Annotated in this window: 18 protein-coding genes; 14 read left to right on the top strand and 4 right to left on the bottom strand. The window is 66.0% G+C overall.

Features of this window, described 5'->3' with window-relative positions:
- Window positions 1–25: 25 nt before the first annotated feature.
- The 3 genes from AC1DX2_RS05855 to AC1DX2_RS05865 are packed head-to-tail and all read right to left on the bottom strand — an operon-like array spanning window position 26 to window position 4,157.
- Window positions 26–2,287: a hybrid sensor histidine kinase/response regulator gene (locus AC1DX2_RS05855; protein ID WP_477195346.1), complete on the bottom strand. Its 2,262-nt coding sequence runs from the start codon at window positions 2,285–2,287 to the stop codon at window positions 26–28.
- Window positions 2,284–3,735, bottom strand: coding sequence for a CHASE3 domain-containing protein (locus tag AC1DX2_RS05860; RefSeq protein WP_477195347.1), 1,452 nt, complete (start codon window positions 3,733–3,735; stop codon window positions 2,284–2,286). The genes AC1DX2_RS05855 and AC1DX2_RS05860 overlap by 4 nt, the downstream gene beginning before the upstream one ends.
- Before the next feature lie 17 nt (window positions 3,736–3,752).
- Window positions 3,753–4,157 carry a response regulator transcription factor gene (locus tag AC1DX2_RS05865; protein WP_477195348.1) on the bottom strand — a complete coding sequence of 135 codons (405 nt, stop codon included), beginning with the start codon at window positions 4,155–4,157 and terminating at the stop codon, window positions 3,753–3,755.
- A 172-nt stretch (window positions 4,158–4,329) separates the two neighbouring features.
- Between AC1DX2_RS05865 and AC1DX2_RS05870 the strand changes: the two genes are divergently transcribed.
- The 14 genes from AC1DX2_RS05870 (at window position 4,330) to pgm (ending at window position 21,477) form a co-directional block, all read left to right on the top strand.
- Entirely contained in the window at window positions 4,330–4,551 is a 222-nt protein-coding gene (locus AC1DX2_RS05870; RefSeq protein WP_477195349.1) for a CsbD family protein, read from the top strand.
- A gap of 24 nt (window positions 4,552–4,575) precedes the next feature.
- Window positions 4,576–5,217, top strand: a complete 642-nt coding sequence (locus tag AC1DX2_RS05875; RefSeq protein WP_477195350.1) for a hypothetical protein — start codon at window positions 4,576–4,578, stop codon at window positions 5,215–5,217.
- Window positions 5,218–5,262: 45 nt separating this feature from the next.
- Window positions 5,263–5,412: a lmo0937 family membrane protein gene (locus AC1DX2_RS05880; RefSeq protein WP_477195351.1), complete on the top strand. Its 150-nt coding sequence runs from the start codon at window positions 5,263–5,265 to the stop codon at window positions 5,410–5,412.
- 27 nt (window positions 5,413–5,439) lie between these two features.
- Window positions 5,440–5,766, top strand: coding sequence for a BON domain-containing protein (locus tag AC1DX2_RS05885; protein ID WP_477195352.1), 327 nt, complete (start codon window positions 5,440–5,442; stop codon window positions 5,764–5,766).
- A gap of 67 nt (window positions 5,767–5,833) precedes the next feature.
- Entirely contained in the window at window positions 5,834–6,058 is a 225-nt protein-coding gene (locus AC1DX2_RS05890; RefSeq protein ID WP_477195353.1) for a glycine zipper 2TM domain-containing protein, read from the top strand.
- 67 nt (window positions 6,059–6,125) lie between these two features.
- Window positions 6,126–6,527, top strand: a complete 402-nt coding sequence (locus AC1DX2_RS05895; RefSeq protein WP_477195354.1) for a DUF4398 domain-containing protein — start codon at window positions 6,126–6,128, stop codon at window positions 6,525–6,527.
- A gap of 35 nt (window positions 6,528–6,562) precedes the next feature.
- Window positions 6,563–7,519 (top strand): OmpA family protein, encoded by a 957-nt coding sequence (locus tag AC1DX2_RS05900; RefSeq protein WP_477195355.1) that lies wholly within the window; start codon window positions 6,563–6,565, stop codon window positions 7,517–7,519.
- A gap of 389 nt (window positions 7,520–7,908) precedes the next feature.
- Window positions 7,909–9,750 (top strand): putative bifunctional diguanylate cyclase/phosphodiesterase, encoded by a 1,842-nt coding sequence (locus AC1DX2_RS05905; protein ID WP_477195356.1) that lies wholly within the window; start codon window positions 7,909–7,911, stop codon window positions 9,748–9,750.
- Window positions 9,751–9,830: 80 nt separating this feature from the next.
- Window positions 9,831–16,118, top strand: a complete 6,288-nt coding sequence (locus tag AC1DX2_RS05910; RefSeq protein WP_477195357.1) for a HAMP domain-containing protein — start codon at window positions 9,831–9,833, stop codon at window positions 16,116–16,118.
- The gene (locus tag AC1DX2_RS05915) at window positions 16,106–16,969 is read left to right on the top strand and encodes a CheR family methyltransferase (RefSeq protein WP_477195358.1); all 864 of its coding nucleotides are present in this window, start codon (window positions 16,106–16,108) and stop codon (window positions 16,967–16,969) included. Before AC1DX2_RS05910 ends, AC1DX2_RS05915 begins: the two co-directional genes overlap by 13 nt.
- 128 nt (window positions 16,970–17,097) lie before the next feature.
- Entirely contained in the window at window positions 17,098–17,514 is a 417-nt protein-coding gene (locus AC1DX2_RS05920; protein WP_477195359.1) for a hypothetical protein, read from the top strand.
- Window positions 17,515–17,553: 39 nt separating this feature from the next.
- Window positions 17,554–18,579, top strand: a complete 1,026-nt coding sequence (gnd, locus tag AC1DX2_RS05925) for a phosphogluconate dehydrogenase (NAD(+)-dependent, decarboxylating) (RefSeq protein ID WP_477195360.1) — start codon at window positions 17,554–17,556, stop codon at window positions 18,577–18,579.
- Window positions 18,580–18,631: 52 nt separating this feature from the next.
- Window positions 18,632–19,717, top strand: a complete 1,086-nt coding sequence (gene tal / locus AC1DX2_RS05930) for a transaldolase (RefSeq protein ID WP_477195361.1) — start codon at window positions 18,632–18,634, stop codon at window positions 19,715–19,717.
- Complete coding sequence (gene pgm, locus AC1DX2_RS05935) at window positions 19,714–21,477, top strand: phosphoglucomutase (alpha-D-glucose-1,6-bisphosphate-dependent) (protein WP_477195362.1); 1,764 nt, start codon at window positions 19,714–19,716, stop codon at window positions 21,475–21,477. Before tal ends, pgm begins: the two co-directional genes overlap by 4 nt.
- Before the next feature lie 46 nt (window positions 21,478–21,523).
- Here the strand turns inward: pgm and AC1DX2_RS05940 are convergent, their stop codons facing one another.
- Window positions 21,524–22,690, bottom strand: coding sequence for a zinc-binding metallopeptidase family protein (locus AC1DX2_RS05940; protein ID WP_477195363.1), 1,167 nt, complete (start codon window positions 22,688–22,690; stop codon window positions 21,524–21,526).
- Between the last annotated feature and the right edge of the window lie 111 nt (window positions 22,691–22,801).

Below are 22,801 nucleotides of genomic sequence, written 5' to 3' on the forward strand. Positions count from 1 at the left end.
CCCACAGGGGCCACACGGCGCAGTTTTATGGGGTCTCAGGGCTGGCTGGGGTGTCGCGGCCGGCAACACGGGCCACGGTGGCCAGCAGTTCCGCTGGGTTCAGCGGTTTGGTCAGGTGCGCGGCGAAGCCGGCGTGCAGCGCCCGGGCGCGGTCCTCGGGCCGGGCAAAGGCGGTCAGCGCAATGGCCGGCACTGCCCCGCCCTGCTCCGGGGGCAACGCGCGCACCCGCTTCAAGAGCGCGAAGCCGTCGACCTGCGGCATGCCGATGTCGCTGACCAGCACCTGTGGGTGCCCCGCAGCCAACTGTTCCAGCGCCTGCTGCGCATTGGCCGCCACCAGCACCTGGGCCTGGCACTCGCTGAGCACCCAGCGCACCAGTTCGCGGCCGTCGTTGTCGTCGTCCACCACCAGCACCGTCAGGCCTGACAGGTCCAAGGTGGTGAAGGCGGTGGCCACGGGCGCGGCCACCAGCGGCCCGACGCGCGCCGGGGCAGCGCCAGCACCGGCTGACACCAGCGGCAACTGCACGCAAAACGTGGCGCCCTGGCCCAGCCCCGCGCTGGCGGCATAGACCCGGCCGCCGTGCAGCTCGACCAGGTTCTTGACAATGGACAGCCCCAGCCCCAAGCCGCCGTATTGTCGGGTGGTGGAGGCATCGGCCTGGCGGAAGCGCTCGAACACATGGGCGACAAAGTCCGGCCGAATGCCGACGCCGGTGTCGCTGACCTTGATCTCCAGCATGCGCTCCAGACTGCGCAGGCTCACCCGCACGCGGCCACCGCGCGGTGTGAACTTGATGGCGTTGGACAGCAGGTTGCTGATGACCTGCTGCAGCCGTCCCGGGTCGCCCGGTATCGGCACCACCGTCGAATTGGGCTCGCACTCGATGACGAGCTCCTTGCTGTCGGCTGCGGGGCGCACCGTTTCCAGTGCCGCTTCGATGAAACGTATCGGGTCCACCGGCTGGATGTCCAGTTGCACCTTGCCGGAGGCGATGCGGTTCATGTCCAGCAGATCGTCGATCAACTGCGCCTGCTGGCGCGCATTGCGCTCTATGGTGGCCAACGCGTTGTGCAGGTCCTGCTCGCTCTTGACGCCGCGGCGCAGCACATGCACCCAGCCCAGGATGGCGCTCAAGGGCGTGCGCAGTTCGTGGGACAACGTGGCCAGGAACTCGTCCTTCAGCGCACTCATGTGCTCGGCCAGGGCGCGCGCCGAGCGCTCGTTTTCCAGCAGCACCTTGCGCTCCTCGGCCGACTGCTGGGCGGCCTCGTAAAGGCGCGCATTGTCAATCGCCACCGCCGCCTGCGCCGCCATGCCCAGCAGCGTCTTTTCGCCGCGCTCGCCAAACACGCCCGGACGTGGGTGGCCGAAGAACAGCCCGCCGATGATGTCGCCCGAGCGTGACACCACGGGCACGGCCAGGTAGCTGCGCACCGGCGTGTCGGTGACCAGCAGCAGGCGGTGCGGACTGGATGCGCCCAAGGCAGCGTCATGCGGCAGGTCATCACTGCGCACCGGCTGGTAGCCACCCGGGGAGGACGCGAACACGTCGGCGGTGTCCGGCCGGCCAAACCGCCCCATGGCCTGGCGCGGCAACCCGGACACGGCGTAGCCCAGCAGGCGACCGCCCCGCTCGTCGTCAGCGTTGTAGAAAAAGGCACCGAAACGCGCACCGCTGATCTGTGTGCCGGCATCGGTGACGGCCTGCACGATGGACTTCAGGTCCAGCGTGGCGATCAGTTGGCGGCCCACGCGGTTCAGCAGTTCGAGTGCGCGTGTCTCGTCGCGCAACGACTCCTCGGCATGGCGCTGCTCGGTGACGTCGCGGTAGATCCAGACCCGGCCTGCCACCCTGCCCCCCACCACCTGGCGGCGCGATTGCCGCTCGATGACGCGACCGCCGCGCGGCAGCAGCACGTCAAAGCTGACGGGCGGGCTGTCCCGGTAAATGGCAGCCACCCGGGCCTTGTACTCCTCGGGGTCGGGCAGCAGTGTGCTGATCACCTCCATCAGCGCCGCATGGTGCTGGGGCTTGAGCGCGCTGTCGGGCATTTGCCACATGCGCACAAAACGCTCGTTGAAGTCTGTCACGCGCATCTGCTCGTCGGTGATCAAAATGCCATCGGTGGCGGCGTCCAGCGTGGCGTGCAGGCGCGCCAACGCCAGCTCCAGTTCCCGCCCCTGGTGCTCGAGCGCCACCCTGGCTTCGACCTCGCCCGGCCGGTGCGCACGCAGCAACTCGGCGGCATTGCGCGAGGCTTCGTCGCCGGCAGGGGTGTTCATGGCTTGGCACCTTCCTCGGCCGGGGGGGCGGCGGCAGTGTCGGCGGTGAGAGCAGATGCGGAATCAGCAGCCGAATCAGCGGCCAACTCTGCAGCGGTATCAGCAGCTTGTGGCAACCGCGCGTGAATCTGCGTGCCCTGACCGGTGGTTGACAACAGCTCCAGCGTGCCCGATTCCGCTTCCACCCGGTAACGCATGCCCAGCAGGCCGTGGGCAGTGGCGCCCACGCGGGCGGGGTCGAAACCGACGCCGTCGTCGCGCACCGAAATGTCCACCCACCCGCCTTGACTGCTCAGCGTGATCCACACCTCATGCGCCTTGGCGTACTTGGTGATGTTGGTGATGGCCTCCTGCACCAGCCGGTACACCACCAGGTCGGCGCTGGCGCCCAAGCGCACCGGCTGCAGCGCGCAGTGCACCTGCAACCCGGAGCGCTCGGCAAACTCGCGCGCCAGGATCTCCAGCGTGGCCACCAGGCCCAGGTTGCTCAACGCCGAGGGGCGCAGGTCCTCGATGATGCGGCGCTTGAGCGCGATGCCGGTGTTCAACGTCTCCACCAGATGGCTGAGCCGCTCAATCGCCTCGGGCGAGGTGCCGGCGATGCGCGAGCGTATGCGCGCGGCGTCCAGCTTGGCAGAGGTCAGCAGCGCGCCCAGCTCGTCGTGCAGGTCGCGCGCCAGGCGGTGGCGCTCGTCCTCGCGCGCGGTCTGCAGGTGGTTGTTGAGCTCGCGCAACTGGGCGGTGCGCTGGACCACCTCGCGCTCCAGCCGCTCCTGCTCGGCCTTGAGCGACTGCTTGTGGCTCTCTTGATGGGCTTCCAGCGCGGCGCTTTGGCGCAGGCCGACCAGAATGGTCAGCAGGCTCAGGGCCGAGAGTGCAGCCACCGCCAGCCAAGAGAACAGCAGGGTGTCGAAGATGCTTTGGCTGGTTGCTTCTATCTTGCGGGTCTCCAGCGCCACCAGGTCGGCGCTGAGTTTGCGCACCGCAACCATGTAGTCGTTGCCCAGGCCGTTGAGCACGAAGTCCACGCCGGCCTGGCGCTTGCCGCTTTGCGCCAGCTGCACGGTCAGCAACAGTTCCGACAATTTGGTCTCTGTCAGCTCATGCAACGCCTCGATGCGCACCAGCGAGGCGTTGTCGCCGGCGTAGAAACCGCGCAGCGCGACAAAGCCACTGTCTATCCTGGGCCGGGCTTCCTGGTAGGCGCGCAGGTACTCGTCGCGCCCGGTCAACAGGTAGCCGCGCTGGCCCGATTCCGCCTCCAGCACGCTCTGGGCAATGGCCTGCAACTGCATGCGCACCTGCCCTTGCGAGCCCAGTTGCTGCACCTTCGCCACGGCCCGCTGGTTGGCGTTGTGACTGACATACACCATCACCACCACGGCAACGATGACCAGGAAGATGGCCAGCGGGCTGCGTTTGAGGGTGGCGAGCATGCGGGAGGGCATCTGGGTTCTCCCTTTACTCAGCCCAGGCCCACGGTGCCGGTGTCGCCACTGCGGCCGGCGGCCAGCGCTTCGCAGTACAGCATGAGCGCTTCGATCTCGGTAGACTTGTCGAACACGCGGTCCGCGCCCAGCTCCAGGCATTTTTGGCGGATTTCGCGCGTGGCGTAGTTGCTCAGCACCACCACATGGCGGGCCTGGCCGGCGGCGGCACGCACCACGCCCAGGCCAGAGCCGCTCTTGAGAAAAATGTCGACGATGGCCAGGTCGACCTCCTGCGCATGGCGAGCCAGCCAGGCGACGGCAGTGGCCTCCTCCTCGGCCATGCCCACCACCTCGATGGGCACCAGTTCCTCCAGGGTCGCGATCAGGCTGTCCCGGATCACGGGGCTGTCCTCGACGATGAAGGTTTGCAACGCGGGCATGGGTGTATTTGCCCTGGCACCAGGCCATGGCAACCGCACTATATGCGATGGGTATGTAGGACAGCGACTACAAGCTTTCCAGCCCCTGTCCGCTACTGCTTGGCGGCCCGTTTTTTCATACTCTGTCCAACGATTACACACAAGCTGTCACACGCAAGTCAAGGAGCACAACATGAACTGGGACCGCATAGAAGGCAACTGGAAGCAATTCAAAGGCGCAGTGAAGGCGCAATGGGGCAAGCTGACGGACGACCAGTTGGCTGAACTGTCAGGTCAGCGCGATCAGTTGGCCGGCAAGATCCAGGAGGTCTATGGCCTGACGCGCGACGAAGCTGAAACCCAGCTCAATGCGTGGCAAAAGGCCCAGCAGGAGCGCGAAGACGCCCGCGTCTGAATTGACCTGCAAGGAGCAACTGCGATGAGCAACAACAACAAACCCACGCTGAAAGTCCAGGCCCTGGTCGCCTGGGTGGCCGTGTCGGGCCTGGCCTGTTGCGCAGCACTGGCCCAAGCCCAGGCCTTGAGCAAGGAAGAGTACCAGGTCGCCAGCAAGGCCATCGCGGCCGACTACGACACCGCGAAAAACGGTTGCGATTCCTTCTCCGGCAACACACGCGACATCTGCATGGCCGAGGCCAAGGGCAAGCGCGCCGTCGCCAAGGCTGATCTTGAGCTGCGCCACCAGCCCAGCGCCAAGCACCGCTACGAGTTGAGCCTGGCGCGTGCCGAAGCCGACTACGGCGTGTGGATGCAAAAGTGCGATGACCGCGCCGGCAACGACAAGGACGTCTGCGTGAAGGAGGCCAAGGCCGCCCGCGTGCACGCCGAGGCCGACGCCAAGGCCCGGCTGAAGACCAACGACGCCAACCAGGTGGCGGTGGAAAAGACCACCGACGCCAATGTGAAGGCCATGGACAAGATCACTGAAGCCCGCAAGGACGCCGCCGCCGACAAGCGCGAAGCCGATTTCGCGGTGGCCAAGGTCAAGTGCGACGTTTTGGCCGGCAGTGCCAAGGATCTGTGCCTGGGCGACGCCAAGGCCCGCTACGGCATGCGCTAAACCGCTGAATCACCACCACCAACGCCAACAACAAGAGGAACCACCATGCTGTACACCATTGCTGTCATTCTCATCATCCTGTGGCTGCTGGGCCTTGTCACGTCCTACACACTGGGCGGCCTGATCCACATCCTGTTGGCGATCGCCATCGTGGCCGTGCTGCTGCGCGTGATCCAGGGCCGCCCGCCGTTGTAAGCATCAACCCTTCTCAAGGAGAACACCATGACCAAGAACCTTCCCCCTTTCAAAACTGTCTTCACCTCGGCACTGGGCGCGCTGGCGCTGGTTGCTGTGGTGGGCTGTTCATCCAGCCCTACCCGCGAAAGCACGGGCGAGTATGTGGATGACAGCGTCATCACCACACGCGTCAAGGCAGCAATCTTCAACGACCCGACGCTGAAGTCCTCGGAAATCAACGTCGAGACCTTCAAGGGCCGTGTGCAGCTGAGTGGTTTCGTCAGCTCACAGGACCGTCAAACAGCGGCCATGAACATCGCCCGCAACGTCCCCGGCGTGGTCGAAGTCAAGGACGACATGCGGCTGAAGTAATTCAGCCGCACCCACCCCGGCCACGACGGCATGTCCGTCCGGCCATCTTCCCCCAAAGGAGAGCATCATGAAAAAGACCATTCAAAGTTTGACCGCCGGTTCCCTGGCCGTGGCCCTGTTGCTGGGCATGGGCGGCTGCGCCGACATGTCCCGCCGTGACCGTGACACCGCCTTGGGCGCTGGCGCCGGCGCGGTGGTCGGCAGCGTGCTGACCGACGGCAGTGCTGCCGGCACCATCGGTGGCGCCGTCGTCGGCGGCGTGATCGGTGACCAGGCCGGCAAGAAGCGTTAACCCAAACAGGCAGGGCCGGCGGCGCGTTGAATCGCGCCGCCGGCCCCGCGGCACACGAGGAACCACCATGAACACGAACAACACACACTCACGTGCCCCCTGGCTGCCGCTGCTGGCGGCCTTTGCATTGGCCGCCAGCGCCGGTTGCACCAGCAGCCTGAAGGCGCCGGCCACCGCCGATGTCGCGGTCACCAAGGCCACGCTGGACAACGCCACCCAAGCGGGTGCTGCAGAGCTGGCCCCGGCCGAGATGGCCGCGGCGCGCGACAAGCTGGCCATGGCCAACCAGGCCCTGGCCGCCAAGGATTACAAGGGTGCAACCGATCTGGCCAACCAGGCCCAGGCGGATGCCAAACTGGCCCAGGGCAAGGCCAATTCCACCAAGGCCCAGATTGCAGCCAATGCCTTGCAAGACGACATACGTGTGCTGCGCGAAGAGTTGGCACGTGCCAACAGCACCCCGCGGTAAGTTGGGTACCAACAACAACGAAAGCGAGCACTGAAATGAAAAAGCTGTCACTCACATCCTTACTGCTGACCGTGGCACTGGCGCTTGGCGCCTGCGCCAGCGGTCCGCGGGTCACCAGCCTGCTGGAGCAGGCCCGCATGGACTACCGCCAAGCCCAGAACAACCCCTATGTGGCCACCTATGCGCCACTGGAGATGAAACTGGCTGGCGACGCCATGGACCAGGCCAATACCGCCGCCAACAAGAACGAGAGCACCGAATCGGTGGACAAGCTGGCCTATCTGGCGCGCCAGAGAATAGGCTTGGCACAGGAAGTGGCCAAGCAGAAACTGGCTGAAGCCGATGCCGCCAACGCCGCCCGCGAGCGCGACCAGATACGCCTGGCGCAGCGCACCGCCGAGGCCAACCAGGCCGTGGCCAACGCCAACCAAGCCAAGGCTGAAGCCAACGCTGCCCAGGCCCAGGCCATGAATGCGCAGGCGCAGGCCGCCAGCGCCCAAGCCCAAGCAGCCAATGCCCAGGCCCAGGCTGCAATTGCCCAACGCGGCGAGCAAGAAGCCAAGGACAAGGCCGCGCAGCTGGAAGCCCAGTTGGCCGAACTGTCCGCCGTACGTACGGTGCGCGGCATCGTCATCACCCTGGGCGATGTGCTGTTTGACGTGGACCAGGCGCAACTGACGGCCAATGGCATGACAACGGTGCAGAAGCTGGCGCTGATCCTGACGCAAAACCCCCAACGCACTGTGATGGTGGAAGGTTTCACCGACAGCACCGGCAGCCACGCGCACAACCAGGAATTGTCCGAACGGCGTGCCGGCGCGGTGCGTATTGCGCTACAACAGATGGGTGTGGCCGGCGAGCGTGTGATCACCCGCGGTTACGGCGAAGCCTACCCGGTGGCCAGCAACGACACATCCGCCAACCGTCAGCTGAACCGCCGGGTTGAAATCGTGCTGTCAGATGCCAATGGCCGTGTGATCAGTTCGCGCTGACCTGAATCGAATGTACGTGTAAGGATAAAAAAGAAGACTTGTAACAGTCAGCACAGCGACGCCCCTGCCAGGGTGTCGCTGACAGGGAAAGCGCCAGGGCTGGATCACCGGCCAAGCGCGAAGGCGACAGGGTTTGCAACCGCCGCGACTTGACATGCGACGGCTGTACGGCTCTGATAGGCGCCGGTGGACGACAGTCTGCCGGCGTCTTGGTTGTTTGACGCGCCGGGAGTGTGGCGCTGGGAGCATAAGGTGATCGCATGGCCCAATTGCAGAAAACTCGCACAAAACAAACGGTCTACAAAGCAGTGGACGCGACGCCTGCCGCGCCGCCTGCAGCCATATCCCCAGAGCCGCCAGACCCTTCTCCACCCGCCAACGACCTGGTCATGCCCAAGGTGCTGGTGGTCAATGACAACCCGGCCAGCCTGACGGCTCTGGAGAGCTTGCTGGTACACCATGCCAAGCGCGTGGGCTACGAGGTGCGGACGGCCCGGTCTGGCGAAGAAGCGTTGCGCCAGGTGCTGCATGCCGAGTTCGCCGTCATTGTTCTGGATGTGCGCATGCCAGTCATGGACGGCTTCGAGACCGCTGCCGCCGTCCACTCCCACCCGCGCAGCGCTGCCACCCCCATCATCTTCGTCACCGCGCACCATGACGACGACATGTACCGCGTGCGGGGCTACCAGAAAGGCGCAGTGGACTATCTGTTCACCCCCGTCGTCCCGGAGATCCTGCAGGCCAAGGTGGCGGTGTTTGTGGAGCTGAAGAAGCTGAACCTGCAACTGCGCCACCAAGCCGAAACGCTGGCGCTGATGAACAAGGACCTGCGCATGCAGCGCGTGCAGGACCTGGAACGGCTGAACACCGAGCTGGCCGCCGAGGTGGTGGAGCGCAAGAAAGCGCAGCAGCGCGAGCACGAGCTAGCCACGCGCGACCCGCTGACCGGACTGCTGAACCGCCGCTCGCTGCTGGAGCAGCTGGACCACACCGTGGTCAATGCGGCACGCCGGCGCGAGCAGTTTGCGTTGCTGTTCCTGGATCTGAACAAGTTCAAATCCATCAATGACACGCTGGGCCACGAGGTGGGCGATGTGCTGCTCAAGCAGGTGGCGGCGCGGCTGCTGGATGCGGTACGCGGCTCTGACCTGGTGGCGCGCCTGGGGGGTGACGAGTTCGTGGTACTGATCGAGGCCCTGTCATCATCCGCCATGGCGGCACGGGTGGCGTCCAAGATCGCGCAATCGCTGGCCCTGCCCTACCAGGTGGGTGAGCGCGAGGTGAAGACCTCGGCCAGCATTGGCATCGGTCTGTACCCGCAAGACGGTGTCAGCGCCCGCTGCCTGATGGACAAGGCCGACAAGGCCATGTACCACGCCAAGCGCAACAAGGACGGCGGCATACAGTTCTTCCATGACGAGCTGAACCTGCTGGAGCAACAGCGCGAGCGCTTCAAGCAGGAGTTGCAGACGGCACTGAAAGGCGACGAGCTGACGCTGCACTTCCTGCCGCGCTGCGAGATCGCCAGCGGCCGGCTGACAGCGCTGCAGGCGCAACTCTACTGGCGCCACCCACGCCAGGGCCTGATGGCCGGGCGCGACTTCATAGGCCAGGCCGAAGGCACGCAATTGATGCAGGTGGCCGAGTGGATGCTGGCCGCGGTGTGCCGCCAGGCCAAGGCTTGGGACGCGGCCGGCTCGCCGTTGGCCCGCCTGCCGCTGGCCATCGACGTGGCCCTGCCCTTCATACCGCATGAAATGCCGCAGACCACGCTGGCCAGCCTGCGCCGGCAAAAGGCAGCACACATGTTGCTGCAACTCGGGGTGGACGAATCGCTGCTGATGCGCGATGCCGTCAAGGCACCCGAGGTGCTGCGCCAGTTCCGTCAGGCCGGCGTCACGCTGGCCCTGGACAACTTCGGCACCGGCTATTCGTCGCTGGCGCTGCTGAAGACATTGCCACTGGATGTGCTCAAGGTGGACGAGCAACTGATACACGCCATGGACAACCAGCCGCGCGATGCCCAGCTGGTGGGCGCGGTCATCTGTCTGGCCCAGGCGCTGAACCTGCGCTCGGTGGCCCAGGGCGTTGTCACCGAGCGCCAGCTGGCCACACTGCGCACGCTGGGCTGCCAGGACTACCAGGGCGAACTGCTGTCGCCCCCCCTTTCCGCCCCGGCTCTGGAGCAATGGCTCCAGGACACTTCTGCCACCCTCACCACCTCCGCCTAGCCATGGACACCACCACCAAACCCGGCAAACGGATCGGCCCCCACCTTGTGCCAACGAACAACGAGCAAATGGAGTCTCGCATGAACGTGATGAACGACGACGGTCAAATCGAAGAACTGGACACCAAACTGCTGCTGGCCACGCTGATCGCGCTGAAAAAGGGCGATTTCACCGCGCGCCTGCCGTCCGACTGGACCGGCGTGGCCGGCAAGATCGCCGACACCGTCAACGAAATCATCGAAACCAAGCAGCACATCGTCAAGTCCGTCACCACCGTCAGCCGGGTGGTAGGCCGCGAGGGCCGGCTGACGCAACGTGCCGAGGTGCCCAATGTGGCTGGCGGCTGGGCCACCATTGTCAACTCTGTCAACACGCTGATCGACGACCTGGTGCGCCCCACCACCGAAATGGCGCGCGTGATCGGCGCTGTGGCCAAGGGCGACCTGTCGCAGACCATGGAGCTGGAGGTGGACGGCCACCCGCTGAAGGGCCAATACCTGCGCGCGGCCATGACCGCCAACACCATGGTGGACCAGTTGTCGTCCTTCGCCTCGGAAGTGACGCGGGTGGCGCGCGAAGTGGGTACCGAGGGCAAGCTGGGCGGCCAGGCCCAGGTGAAAGGCGTGGCCGGCACCTGGAAGGATTTGACCGACTCGGTGAACTCCATGGCCGGCAACCTGACCTCGCAGGTGCGCAACATCGCCGAGGTGACCACCGCCGTGGCCAACGGCGACTTGTCGAAGAAGATCACCGTGGACGTGCGCGGCGAAATCCTGCAACTGAAAGACACCATCAACGTGATGGTGGACCAGCTGCGCTCCTTCGCGTCCGAGGTGACGCGGGTGGCGCGCGAGGTGGGCACCGAGGGCAAACTCGGCGGCCAGGCCTATGTGCCGGGTGTGGGCGGTACCTGGAAGGATTTGACCGACAACGTGAACTCCATGGCCGCCAACCTGACCGGCCAGGTGCGCAACATCGCCGACGTGACCACCGCCGTGGCCAATGGCGACCTGTCCAAGAAGATCACCGTGGACGTGAAGGGCGAAATTCTGGAATTGAAGAACACCATCAACGTGATGGTGGACCAACTCTCCTCATTTGCCTCGGAGGTGACGCGGGTGGCGCGTGAGGTGGGGACGGAAGGCAAACTTGGTGGCCAGGCCCAGGTGCGCGGCGTGGGCGGCACCTGGAAGGACTTGACCGACAACGTCAACTTCATGGCCTCCAACCTCACCGGCCAGGTGCGCAACATCGCCGAGGTGACCACCGCCGTGGCACGGGGCGACTTGTCGAAAAAGATCACCGTGGACGTGAAGGGCGAAATCCTGGAGCTGAAGAACACCATCAACGTGATGGTGGACCAGTTGAATTCCTTCGCCTCGGAAGTGACGCGGGTGGCGCGCGAAGTGGGTACCGAAGGCAAGCTGGGCGGCCAGGCCAACGTGCCTGGCGTTGGCGGCACCTGGAAGGACTTGACCGACAACGTGAACTCCATGGCTGCCAACCTGACCGGCCAGGTGCGCAACATCGCCGACGTGACCACGGCCGTGGCCAACGGCGACCTGTCGAAGAAAATCACGGTGGACGTGCGCGGCGAGATTCTGGAGTTGAAGAACACCATCAACGTGATGGTGGACCAGTTGTCCTCCTTTGCATCGGAAGTGACCCGCGTGGCGCGCGAGGTGGGTACGGAAGGCAAGCTCGGCGGCCAGGCCTACGTGCCCGGTGTGGGTGGCACCTGGAAGGACTTGACCGACAACGTGAACTTCATGGCCTCCAACCTGACCGGCCAGGTGCGCAACATCGCGGCGGTGACCACGGCTGTGGCACGGGGCGACCTGTCCAAGAAGATCACGGTGGACGTGAAGGGTGAAATCCTGGAACTGAAGGACACCATCAACGTGATGGTGGACCAACTCTCGTCATTTGCCTCGGAAGTGACCCGCGTGGCCCGCGAGGTGGGTACCGAAGGCAAGCTGGGCGGCCAGGCCAACGTGCCCGGTGTGGCTGGCACCTGGAAGGACTTGACCGACAACGTGAACTCCATGGCCGCCAACCTGACCGGCCAGGTGCGCAACATCGCCGAAGTGACCACCGCGGTGGCCAATGGCGACCTGTCCAAGAAGATCACCGTGGACGTGAAGGGCGAGATCTTCGAGCTGAAGAACACCATCAACGTGATGGTGGACCAATTGAACTCCTTCGCCTCCGAGGTGACACGGGTGGCGCGCGAGGTGGGTACCGAAGGCAAGCTGGGCGGCCAGGCCCAGGTGAAAGGCGTGGGCGGTACCTGGAAGGACTTGACCGACAACGTCAACTTCATGGCCTCCAACCTCACCGGCCAGGTGCGCAACATCGCCGAGGTGACCACTGCCGTGGCACGCGGCGACTTGTCGAAAAAGATCACCGTGGACGTGAAAGGTGAAATTCTGGAACTGAAGGACACCATCAACGTGATGGTGGACCAGCTGAACTCCTTCGCCTCGGAAGTGACGCGGGTGGCGCGCGAGGTGGGTACCGAGGGCAAGCTGGGCGGCCAGGCCAATGTACCCGGTGTGGCCGGCACCTGGAAGGACTTGACCGACAACGTCAACTTCATGGCGTCGAACCTGACCGGCCAGGTGCGCAACATCGCCGACGTGACCACCGCCGTGGCCAATGGCGACTTGTCCAAAAAGATCACGGTGGACGTGAAGGGCGAAATCCTGGAGCTGAAAGACACCATCAACGTGATGGTGGACCAACTGCGTGCCTTCGCTTCCGAGGTGACACGGGTGGCGCGCGAGGTGGGTACCGAAGGGCGGTTGGGTGGTCAGGCCAATGTGCCCGGCGTGGCCGGCACTTGGAAGGATTTGACCGACAACGTGAACTTCATGGCCTCCAATCTGACCGGCCAGGTGCGCAACATCGCCGCAGTGACCACGGCTGTGGCGCGCGGCGACTTGTCCAAAAAAATCACGGTGGACGTGAAGGGTGAAATCCTGGAACTGAAGGACACCATCAACGTGATGGTGGACCAACTCTCGTCATTTGCCTCGGAAGTGACCCGCGTGGCGCGCGAGGTGGGTACCGAAGGCAAACTCGGCGGCCAGGCCAATGTACCGGGCGCCGCCGGCACCTGGAAGGATCTGACCGACAACGTCAACTTCATGGCCGCCAACCTGACTGCCCAGGTACGCGGTATTGCCGGCGTGGTGACGGCCGTGGCCAATGGCGACCTGAAAAAGAAACTGACGGTGGCCGCCCAGGGCGAAATTGCCGCGCTGGCCAACACCATCAACGAGATGACCGACACGCTGGCCGTGTTCGCCGACCAGGCCACCACGGTGGCGCGCGAGGTGGGCGTGGAAGGCAAGCTGGGCGGTCAGGCCAATGTGCCCGGCGTGGCCGGCACCTGGAAAGACTTGACCGAGAACGTCAACCAACTGGCCGCCAACCTGACCAACCAGGTGCGCGCGATTGCCGAGGTGGCCACGGCGGTGACGCGCGGCGACTTGTCGCGCTCCATCCAGGTGGAGGCGCGTGGCGAGGTGTCCTACCTGAAGGACAACATCAACGAGATGATCCGCAACTTGAAGGAAACGACGCAGAAGAACGCCCAGCAGGATTGGCTGAAGACCAACCTGGCGCGCTTCACCCGGCTGCTGCAGGGCCAGCGCGACCTGCAGGCGGTGACCGGGCTGATCCTGTCCGAGCTGGCGCCGCTGGTGTCGGCCCACCACGGTGTGTTCTACATGATGGACTCGGTGGAGCAAAGCGGCCGGCTGCGCCTGATCGCCTCTTATGGCTACCGCTCCAGCCGCAAGCTGCATACCGCCTTCCTGCCTGGCGAGGGGCTGGTCGGGCAATGCGCGCTGGAGAAGCAACGCATCTGGCTGACCAATGTGCCGCGCGACTACATCGCCATCTCTTCCGGCCTGGGCGCGGCGCCGCCGACCAACATCGTGGTGCTGCCCATCCTGTTCGAGCAGCAGGTGAAGGCGGTGATCGAAATCGCCTCGCTGGACCGCTTCACCGAGACCCACCTGTCCTTCCTGGACCAGCTGATGGAATCGATCGGCGTGGTGCTCAACACGATCGAGGCCAACAGTCGCACGGAGAGCTTGCTGACCCAGTCGCAATCACTGGCTCAGGAGTTGCAGCAGACCAACCTGGAGCTGGCCGAGAAAGCGCGGCTGCTGTCCGAGCAGAACATCGAGGTGGAACGCAAGAACCGCGAGGTGGAACAGGCCAAGCTGGCGCTGGAAGAAAAAGCCACGCAATTGGCGCTGTCCTCCAAATACAAGTCGGAGTTCCTGGCCAACATGTCGCACGAGTTGCGCACACCGCTGAACAGCCTGCTGATCCTGGCCCAGCAACTGGGCGACAACCCCGAGGGCAACCTGTCGGGCAAGCAGGTGGAATTCGCCAAGACCATCCACGGCTCCGGCAGCGACTTGCTGACGCTGATCAACGACATCCTGGACCTGTCGAAGATCGAGTCCGGCACGGTGACGCTGGAGGTCAGCGAGTACCGTTTCCAGAACCTGCGCAGCTACGTGGACCGCACCTTCCGCCACATGGCCGAAGCCAAGCACCTGGCCTTCCAGGTGGATCTGGACCCCAGCCTGCCGGTCTCCATGATGACCGACACCACGCGGCTGCAGCAGGTGCTGAAGAACCTGCTGTCCAACGCCTTCAAGTTCACCGCACGCGGCGAGGTGGCGCTGCGCATCAGCCTGGTGCAGGTCGGCTGGAACAGCGAACTGCCCAGCCTGAGCCAGGCCGATGCGGTGCTGGCCTTCTGCGTCACCGACACCGGCGTGGGCATCCCCGCAGACAAGCTGCAGCTGATCTTCGAGGCCTTCCAGCAGGCCGACGGCAGCACCGCGCGGCGCTACGGTGGCACCGGCCTGGGCCTGTCCATCAGCCGCGAACTGGCACGCCTGCTGGGCGGCGAAATTCGGGTGGAAAGCGTGGTGGGCACCGGCAGCGCCTTCACACTGTACTTGCCGCACAACCGCTCGGGCTTCGTCAGCTATGAGGTGCACCGGCCGCAGCCGGTGTCGCTGCCGGCGGGCGAGCGCAAGCTGATGAGCATCGCCAACGGCACCGCACCGGTGGTGTATGCCGCGCCCGAAGTCCAGGAAGACGCGCACATCTCCGAGTTTCCTTACGACTACGTCGGCGATGACGACCGCCAGTCGCTCAGCCCGGGCGAGCCTTCCGTGCTGATTGTGGAGGACGACAAGCGCTTTGCCCAGATTCTGATGGACTGCGGCCACCAGAACAACTTCAAGAGCGTCATCACCGCCCAGGGCGATTCGGCGCTGAGCCTGGCGCGCGACTACCTGCCCTCGGCCATCCTGCTGGACCTGGACCTGCCCGACATCGACGGCTTTGCGGTACTGGAGCGTCTGAAGCGCGACCCCGGCACACGCCACATCCCGGTGCACGTGATCTCCAGCCTGCACGAGCGCGAACGCGTGCTGCGCATGGGGGCGATCTCGTTCCTGGAAAAGCCGGTCAGCAACGAGCGGCTGCAGGAGGAGTTCGACCGCATCCAGGGATTCCTGGTGGGCGGCAAGCGCAGCCTGCTGATCGTGGAGGACGACGCCGCCCAGCGCAGCAGCATCGTGAACCTGGTCGGCTCCAAGGACCTGCGCGTGGTGGCGGTGGAGACCGGCCAGGCCGCGCTGGACGCGCTGGCCGGCGAGCGTTTCGACTGCATGGTGCTGGACCTGACGCTGCCCGACATCAGCGGCTTCGACCTGCTGGAAAAAATTGGCCAGGATGCCACGCTGCGCGACCTGCCGGTGGTGATCTACACCGCCAAGGAGCTCAACCGCAAGGAGGTGACCAAGCTCAAGCGGGTGGCCAAGACCATCGTGCTGAAGGACGCGCGCACGCCCGAGCGGCTGCTGGACGAGACCGCGCTGTTCCTGCACCGTTCGCACGCCTCGCTGTCCGAGCCGCAACGCGCCATGCTGGACGACATTCATGTGGCCGAGGGCAAGCTGGCCGGCCGCAAGGTGTTGATCGTGGACGACGACCTGCGCAACATCTTCGCGCTGTCGTCGCTGCTGGAGCGCCAGCAGATGCAGGTGCTGTTCGCTGAAAACGGGCGCGACGGCATCGAGGTGCTGGAGAAGGACCCCAGCATAGAGATCGTGCTGATGGACATCATGATGCCCGAGATGGACGGCTACGACACCATGCGGGCGATACGCCGCATACCGGAGTTCAAATCCCTGCCCATCATCACGCTGACCGCCAAGGCCATGAAGGGCGACCGCGACAAATGCATTGCCGCTGGCGCGTCCGACTACATCACCAAGCCGGTCAACGTGGCCCAACTGCTGTCGTTGATGCGGGTGTGGCTGAACTGAGGCAGGACAGGGTGGTCATCATGGGCGGCAGCGCACAAGCGCTGGAGGACCTGGAGGTCGACCTGCTGCTGGAGGGCGTCTACCAGCACTTCGGCTACGACTTCCGGGGCTACCAGCGCGCCCCCTTGAAGCGGCGCCTGCGTGCGCTGATGCGTGACCACGGCCTGCCCACCGTGTCTGCGCTGCAGGAACAGGTGCTGCATGACGAGCGCATGGGCGAAGCGGTGCTGCGCATCGCCAGCGGCGCACAGGGCCAGCTGTTCGACGACCCCGAGCACCTGCGCGCGCTGCGCGAGACGCTGGGCGGCAACCTGAAGTCTTACCCCGAGCCCAAGGTATGGCTGGCCGAATGCGGCAGCGCCCAGGTGGCGTGGACGCTGGCCATCCTGATGGAGGAAGAGCTGCCCAGCCGCGCGCCGTTGATCTTCGCCACCGGTGCCAATGCGCTGCTGGCCTACGAGGCGCAGGGCGCCAGCATCAGCCTGGGCGAGTTGGCCAGTTGCGAGGAAAACTATGGCCGCTGCGGCGGCACCGGCACCTTGTGCAGCTACTTCGACGTCGAGCTGGACCGCGCCACCCTCAAGCCCGCCCTGCGCCAGCGCATCGCCTGGGCCCAGCACAACCTGGTGACGGATGCCTCGTTCAATGAGTTCCAGCTCATCGTCTGCCGTGGTGTGCTGGCCGATTTTGGCCCGGTGCTGCAGCGCCGCACGCTGCAGCTGTTTGACGACAGCATGGCCAGCTTCGGCCTGCTCAGCGTGGACGAGGCCCATGCGGTGCAAGCGGCACCGTTCGCCGCCAGCTACCGGCCGCTGGCCGCCAACCAGGGCGTCTACAAGCGGTTGCGCTGAGCCAAGTGTGAAACCTGGTGACGTAGCGGCTGGCACGCGGCATTGACCTACGCAGTTATGTGGGTTCGTGCACAGATGGCTGACTGAGCGGTGCCTAGGATCAAGATTCATTGACCTAGGAGGCCACCATGACCAAGACATCCAACCGCGGCCCGCGCGCCGCACTGATTTTGTTCGGCCTGTTGTGCGGCAGCGCCGCGATGGCGTTGCCCATGCCCGTGACCAGCCAGGGCCTGGCCGAGGCCGAAGCACGCTTCCGCCAGGAGATGTCCGTCTGCAACACCGGGCGTTCCAGCCAGGACCTGGCCACCTGCCAGCGCGAAGCGCGCAATGCACTGGCCGAGTACAAACGCGGCCGACTCGACACCAGTGGCAACCTGAACGCCAACGCCCGCCAACGCTGTGAGGCGCTGGAGGGCGACGACCGCCGCGACTGCCTGTCGCGCGCGCGCGGCGAGGGCCTGCAGGAAGGCAGTGTTGCCGGCGGCGGTATTCTGCGCGAGACCATCACCACCATCGTCCCGGGCAGCGAGAAGCGTAACTGAAGCCGCGCGCGCTGTGCCCACAATGCTCACGAGCCACAAATGCAGCTAGGCATGGTGGGGCTGGGCCGCATGGGCCAGGGCATGGCCCGGCGGCTGATGCGCCATGGCCACGCCTGCGTGGTCTATGACCGTGACCCCGCCGCCGCGGACGTGCTGGTGCGCGAGGACGCTGCACGAGCCGGCTCGCTGGCCGATTTGGTGCAGCAACTGAGCCGGCCGCGTGTGGTGTGGCTGATGCTGCCGGCCCCGGCGGTCGATGCCACAGTGGATGCGCTCACACCCCTGCTGCAGGCCGGCGACATTGTGGTGGATGGCGGCAACTCGCACTACCCCGACGACATACGCCGCGCCGAGCGGCTGCAGGCCTGGGGCATTCACTACATGGATGTGGGCACCAGTGGCGGCGTGCTGGGCCCGCAGCGCGGCTACTGCCTGATGGTGGGCGGCAGCCCGCAGGTGTTCGAGCACCTGCGCCCCCTGTTTGCCGCGCTGGCGCCCGGTGCTGCCACGGCGCCCCGCACGGCAGGCCGCAAAGGCACCAAGGGTGACGACGAAGACGGTTTCCTGCTGTGCGGGCCGGCGGGTGCCGGCCATTTTGTCAAGATGGTGCACAACGGCATCGAGTACGGCATCATGGCCGCCTATGCCGAGGGGCTGAACCTGCTGCGCCACGCCAACCTGGGCAGCCACACCCAGGGGCCGGAGGTGGACACCATGCCGCTGCGTGAGCCCGCGTTGTATGCCTATGACTTCAAGGTGGCCGACATTGCAGAGGTGTGGCGGCGCGGCAGCGTCATCAGTTCGTGGCTGCTGGACCTGACAGCCACGGCGCTGTTGCGCGACCCCGAGCTGGCCAGCTTCACCGGCCATGTGCCCGACTCCGGCGAAGGCCGCTGGACGCTGCGGGCCGCCGTGGACCTGGCGGTGCCCGCACCGGTGCTCAGCGCTGCGCTGCACCAGCGCTTTGCCTCGCGCGGCCAGGCTGATTTCGCCAACCGCCTGCTGTCAGCAGCGCGCCGGCAATTCGGCGGCCACGCCGAAGCACCCTCTCCGCTGGCCAAGTGAGCGCCGGGCACATCAGACACCGTGGTCCACAGGACACCCCCAGGAGACCCACATGTACAACCCCACACAAACACTGCATGACCTGGGCCAGCGCGTCTGGCTGGATGCCATCAGCCGCGAGCTGCTCGATGGCGGCTGGCTGCTGCGCTACATCGAAGAGCTGCACGTCACCGGCCTGACCTCCAACCCGACGTTGTTTGCCCAGGCCATTGCCGGCAGCAACCGCCACGACGCCGCCATGCGCGAGCTGGCGGCGCGTGGCCTGCAGGGCGAGGCCCTGTTCTTCGAGCTGGCCTTGCAGGACCTGCGTCGCGCCGCCGACTTGCTGCGCCCCTGCTTCGAGGCCAGCGACCAGCTGGACGGCTGGGTGTCGCTGGAACTGCCGCCCCAACTGGCCGAGGACACTGCCGCCAGCGTGCTGATGGCCCGGCAACTGCATGCGCAGGCGCAGCGACCCAATGTGTTCATCAAGATCCCGGGCACGCCCGAGGGCGCCAGCGCCATCGAGCAGTGCACCGCCGAGGGCATTCCCATCAACGTGACGCTGTTGTTCTCGCCCGAGCAGTACGAGGTGGCGGCCCATGCCTACCAGCGCGGCCTGCAACGGCGGCTGGCCAACGGTCAGGACCTGCGGGTGGCCAGCGTGGCTTCGCTGTTCGTCAGCCGCTGGGACGCGGCGGTCAACGACACGGTGGGGCCCCGGCTGCGCAACCGCCTGGGCCTGGCAGTGGCACGGCAAACCTACCGCAGCCACAGCGAGTTGCTGGCCTCCCCGCGCTGGCAACGCCTGGCCGAAGCCGGCGCCCGCCCGCAGCGCCTGCTGTGGGCCAGCATGGGCACCAAGGACAAGAACGCACCCGACACCCTGTACGCCGATGCCCTGGTGGCGGCGCGCACCATCAGCACCCTGCCGGAGAAAACGCTGCTGAGTTTCGCCGACCATGGCAAGCCCGGCACGGTGCTGCCACACGATGGGGGTGATGTGGAAGCCCAACTGCAGCAGTTCCGCAACGCCGGTGTCAACCTGAACCTGCTGGCCGCCCGGCTGCAACGCGAGGGCCTGGAAGCCTTCAATGTGTCTTGGCGCTCGCTGTTGACCAGCCTGCGCGACAAACTGGCCGAACCCTTCACAGCATGACGATACAACACCTTGCTCCCACACACGCACCCTCGCCCTCCACTGCTGTTGACAGCCCCGGGGGTGCCGGCCAGCCGGCCGCGCCCGAACAGCTGGTGGACCTGGACGCGCTGCGCCAGGCCTACCATGCGCTCAAGCCCGACGTTCGCGAGGAGGCGCAGCGGGTGGCATTCGGCACATCGGGCCACCGCGGCTCGTCGCTGACGCGCTCGTTCAACGAATGGCATGTGCTGGCGATCACGCAGGCGGTGTGCGACCAGCGCCAGCGTGACGGCGTCACCGGTCCGCTGTTCCTCGGCATGGACACGCATGCACTGTCGGCCCTGGCGCTGGACAGCGCGCTGCAGGTGCTGGCGGCCAACGGCGTGGAGGTGATGCTGGCCGCCGGTGGGGAGTTCACGCCCACACCGGCGCTGTCGCATGCCATTCTGGCGCACAACCACGGACGCACAGAGCGCATGGCCGACGGGATTGTGATGACGCCTTCGCACAACCCACCGGGCGATGGCGGCTTCAAGTACAACCCGCCACACGGCGGCCCGGCCGGCCCGCAACTGACCCAGGCCATAGAGCAGGCCGCCAATGTCTACTTGCGCACCAAGCTGGCGGGCGTCAAACGCATGCCACTGGCTTCGGCAATGAAGGCGCCGACCACCCACGCGCACGATTTCCTGCACGCCTATGTGGACGAGCTGGGCCAGGTGATCGACATGGCGGTGCTGCGCGACGCCGATCTGCACCTGGCTGTGGACCCCATGGGTGGCGCCGGCGTGCACTACTGGCCGGCCATTGCCCAGCGCTACCACCTGCGCCTGAGCGTGCTCAACAGCGCGGTGGACCCGCAGTTCGCCTTCATGCCGCTGGACTGGGACGGCCAGATCCGCATGGACCCCTCCTCCCCCTGGGCCATGGTCAAGCTGCTGGCGCAAAAGGACAACTACGACATCGCCTTTGCCTGCGACACCGACCACGACCGCCACGGCATCGTCACGCCACAGATGGGTTTGCTGAGCGCGGCGCAGTTCCAACCGCTGGCAGTGGATTACCTGTTCCAGAACCGGCCGCAATGGCCGGCCCATGCAGCCGTGGGCAAGACGCTGGTCTCCACCGAACTGCTGGACCGGGTGGCCCAGCGCCTGGGCCGCGGCCTGTACGAGGTGCCAGTGGGCTTCAAGTGGTTTGTGGCTGGGCTGAAGGACGGCACACTGGGCTTTGCCGGTGAAGAGAGTGCCGGCGCGAGCTTCCTGCGCAGGAATGGCCAGGTCTGGACCACCGACAAGGACGGCATCACCGCCGCGCTGCTGGCCGCGGAAGTCTGCGCCTACAGCGGGCGCGACCTGGGCGAGCTGCACCATGAGCTGACGCAGAGCCTGGGCCAACCCCACACCCGCCGGCTGGACGCGCCCGCCACGCCAGCGCAGAAAGCGCGCCTGGCGGCGCTGACGGCACGGCAACTGGGCACCATCCGAAGCCTGGCCGGCGAGCCCGTCACCCAGGTGCTGACCAACGCCCCCGGCAACGGCGCCCCCATGGGCGGCATCAAGGTCACCAGCGCCAATGGCTGGTTCGCGGCGCGGCCCTCGGGCACCGAGGCCATCTACAAGATCTACGCGGAGAGTTTCGTCGACGAGCAGCACCTGGAGCGGCTGCTGGAGCAGGCCCAGACCATGGTGGACGACGCGTTGGAAGCGCGCCCCGCCCGGGGTGGCGTGGCGGCCGGCACGCACCAGCGCGCAGCCGTACAGCGCGCGGCGCCGTGACGCAGCCAGCCTGCTTGTCCCGGTCGGGCGCGCGCCGCCCGCCCCATCACTGCCGTATGAAGCGGTGCACGAAGTGCAGCTTGGTGACCGCCTGGCGGCTCAGCACGAAGGGGTAGAAATCCGGCAGCCCCATGCTGCGTGACAGCTCGTTGAGCACATTGGTCAACTCCACCCAGTTGTTGACGAAGACCAGGAAATCTTGATCGTCCTGCTCACGCGCGTGCAGTTGCTGCTCGGCCTGGCCATCCTCTCCCCCCGGCAACCCGGTGCACAACACGTCGGCGGGGAATGGGTCTTTCAGCAAGCCAGCGGGGCGGCTGTCCACCCCGGCGCTGGCGGCGGTGTCCAGCGCGTCCAGCATGTGCAAGTAGTGGGCCCAGGTCTCGGCCCAGTCCTCCCATGGGTGGGCGCTGGCGTAGGCGCTGACGAAGCGGTCGCGCCAATCGGCCGGTGGCCCCTGCGCGTGGTGCCTTTGCAGCGCCTGGCCGTAGTCGGCCCGCTCGTCGCCAAACAACACGCGAAACGGCTCCATCCAGGCGCCGCCATCCAACAGCCGGCTCCAGTAGTAGTGGCCGGATTCATGGCGCAGATGGCCCAGCACGGTGCGGTAGGGCTCGTGCATCTGCGCGCGCACCGTCTCGCGGGCAGCGTCGTCAGCCTCCAGCAGGTTCAACGTGATGAGGCCGTCGTGGTGGCCGGTCATCACCGGCGGCGCGTCGGGCACGTCCATCAACAGATCGAAGGCCAGGCCGCGTTCGGTGTCTTCGCTGACGCGCGAGGCCACCGGCAAGCCCAGCGCGATCAGCGCCGACACCAGCCGGCGCTTGGCCATCTCGGCGCGGCCCCACAGCGCGGCGTGGGCTGGGTCATTGAGGTCGGGCACGGTACGGTTCAGGCGGCAGCAGCGGCACAAGGTCTGCGCGGTGTCTTCATCAGCCGGCAGCAGCCAGTTGCAGCGCGCGGCCTGGGCATTGTTGGCGCAGCGGCGGTACAGGGTACCGTCCGTGCTGCCCGCCACGCGCCACTGGTTCAGCGGCTCGGGCGGCGGCGCGTCTGCCCCGGCCGGCACCTCTGCTGGCTCCAGCGCCAGCAGCAAGGCCGCCTGCGGGTCATAGCCCAGCGCGCGCTCGCAATGCAGGCACACGCTATTACGGAAGAACACGGGGTGCCCACAATGGCAATGGAAGATGCGCCAGATCACCGGTGGCGGCATGGCAGGAAAAGTGTGCAGACCATGGGCCTGATGATGGCGCCAACCACGCCGCCGGGGTGTAGGAAGCTTGCGCGGGTTCCTGTAGGAGTGGCGCGGCTTGTCACGGCCGGG

Source organism: Hylemonella sp. P2_B10, assembly GCF_056404875.1.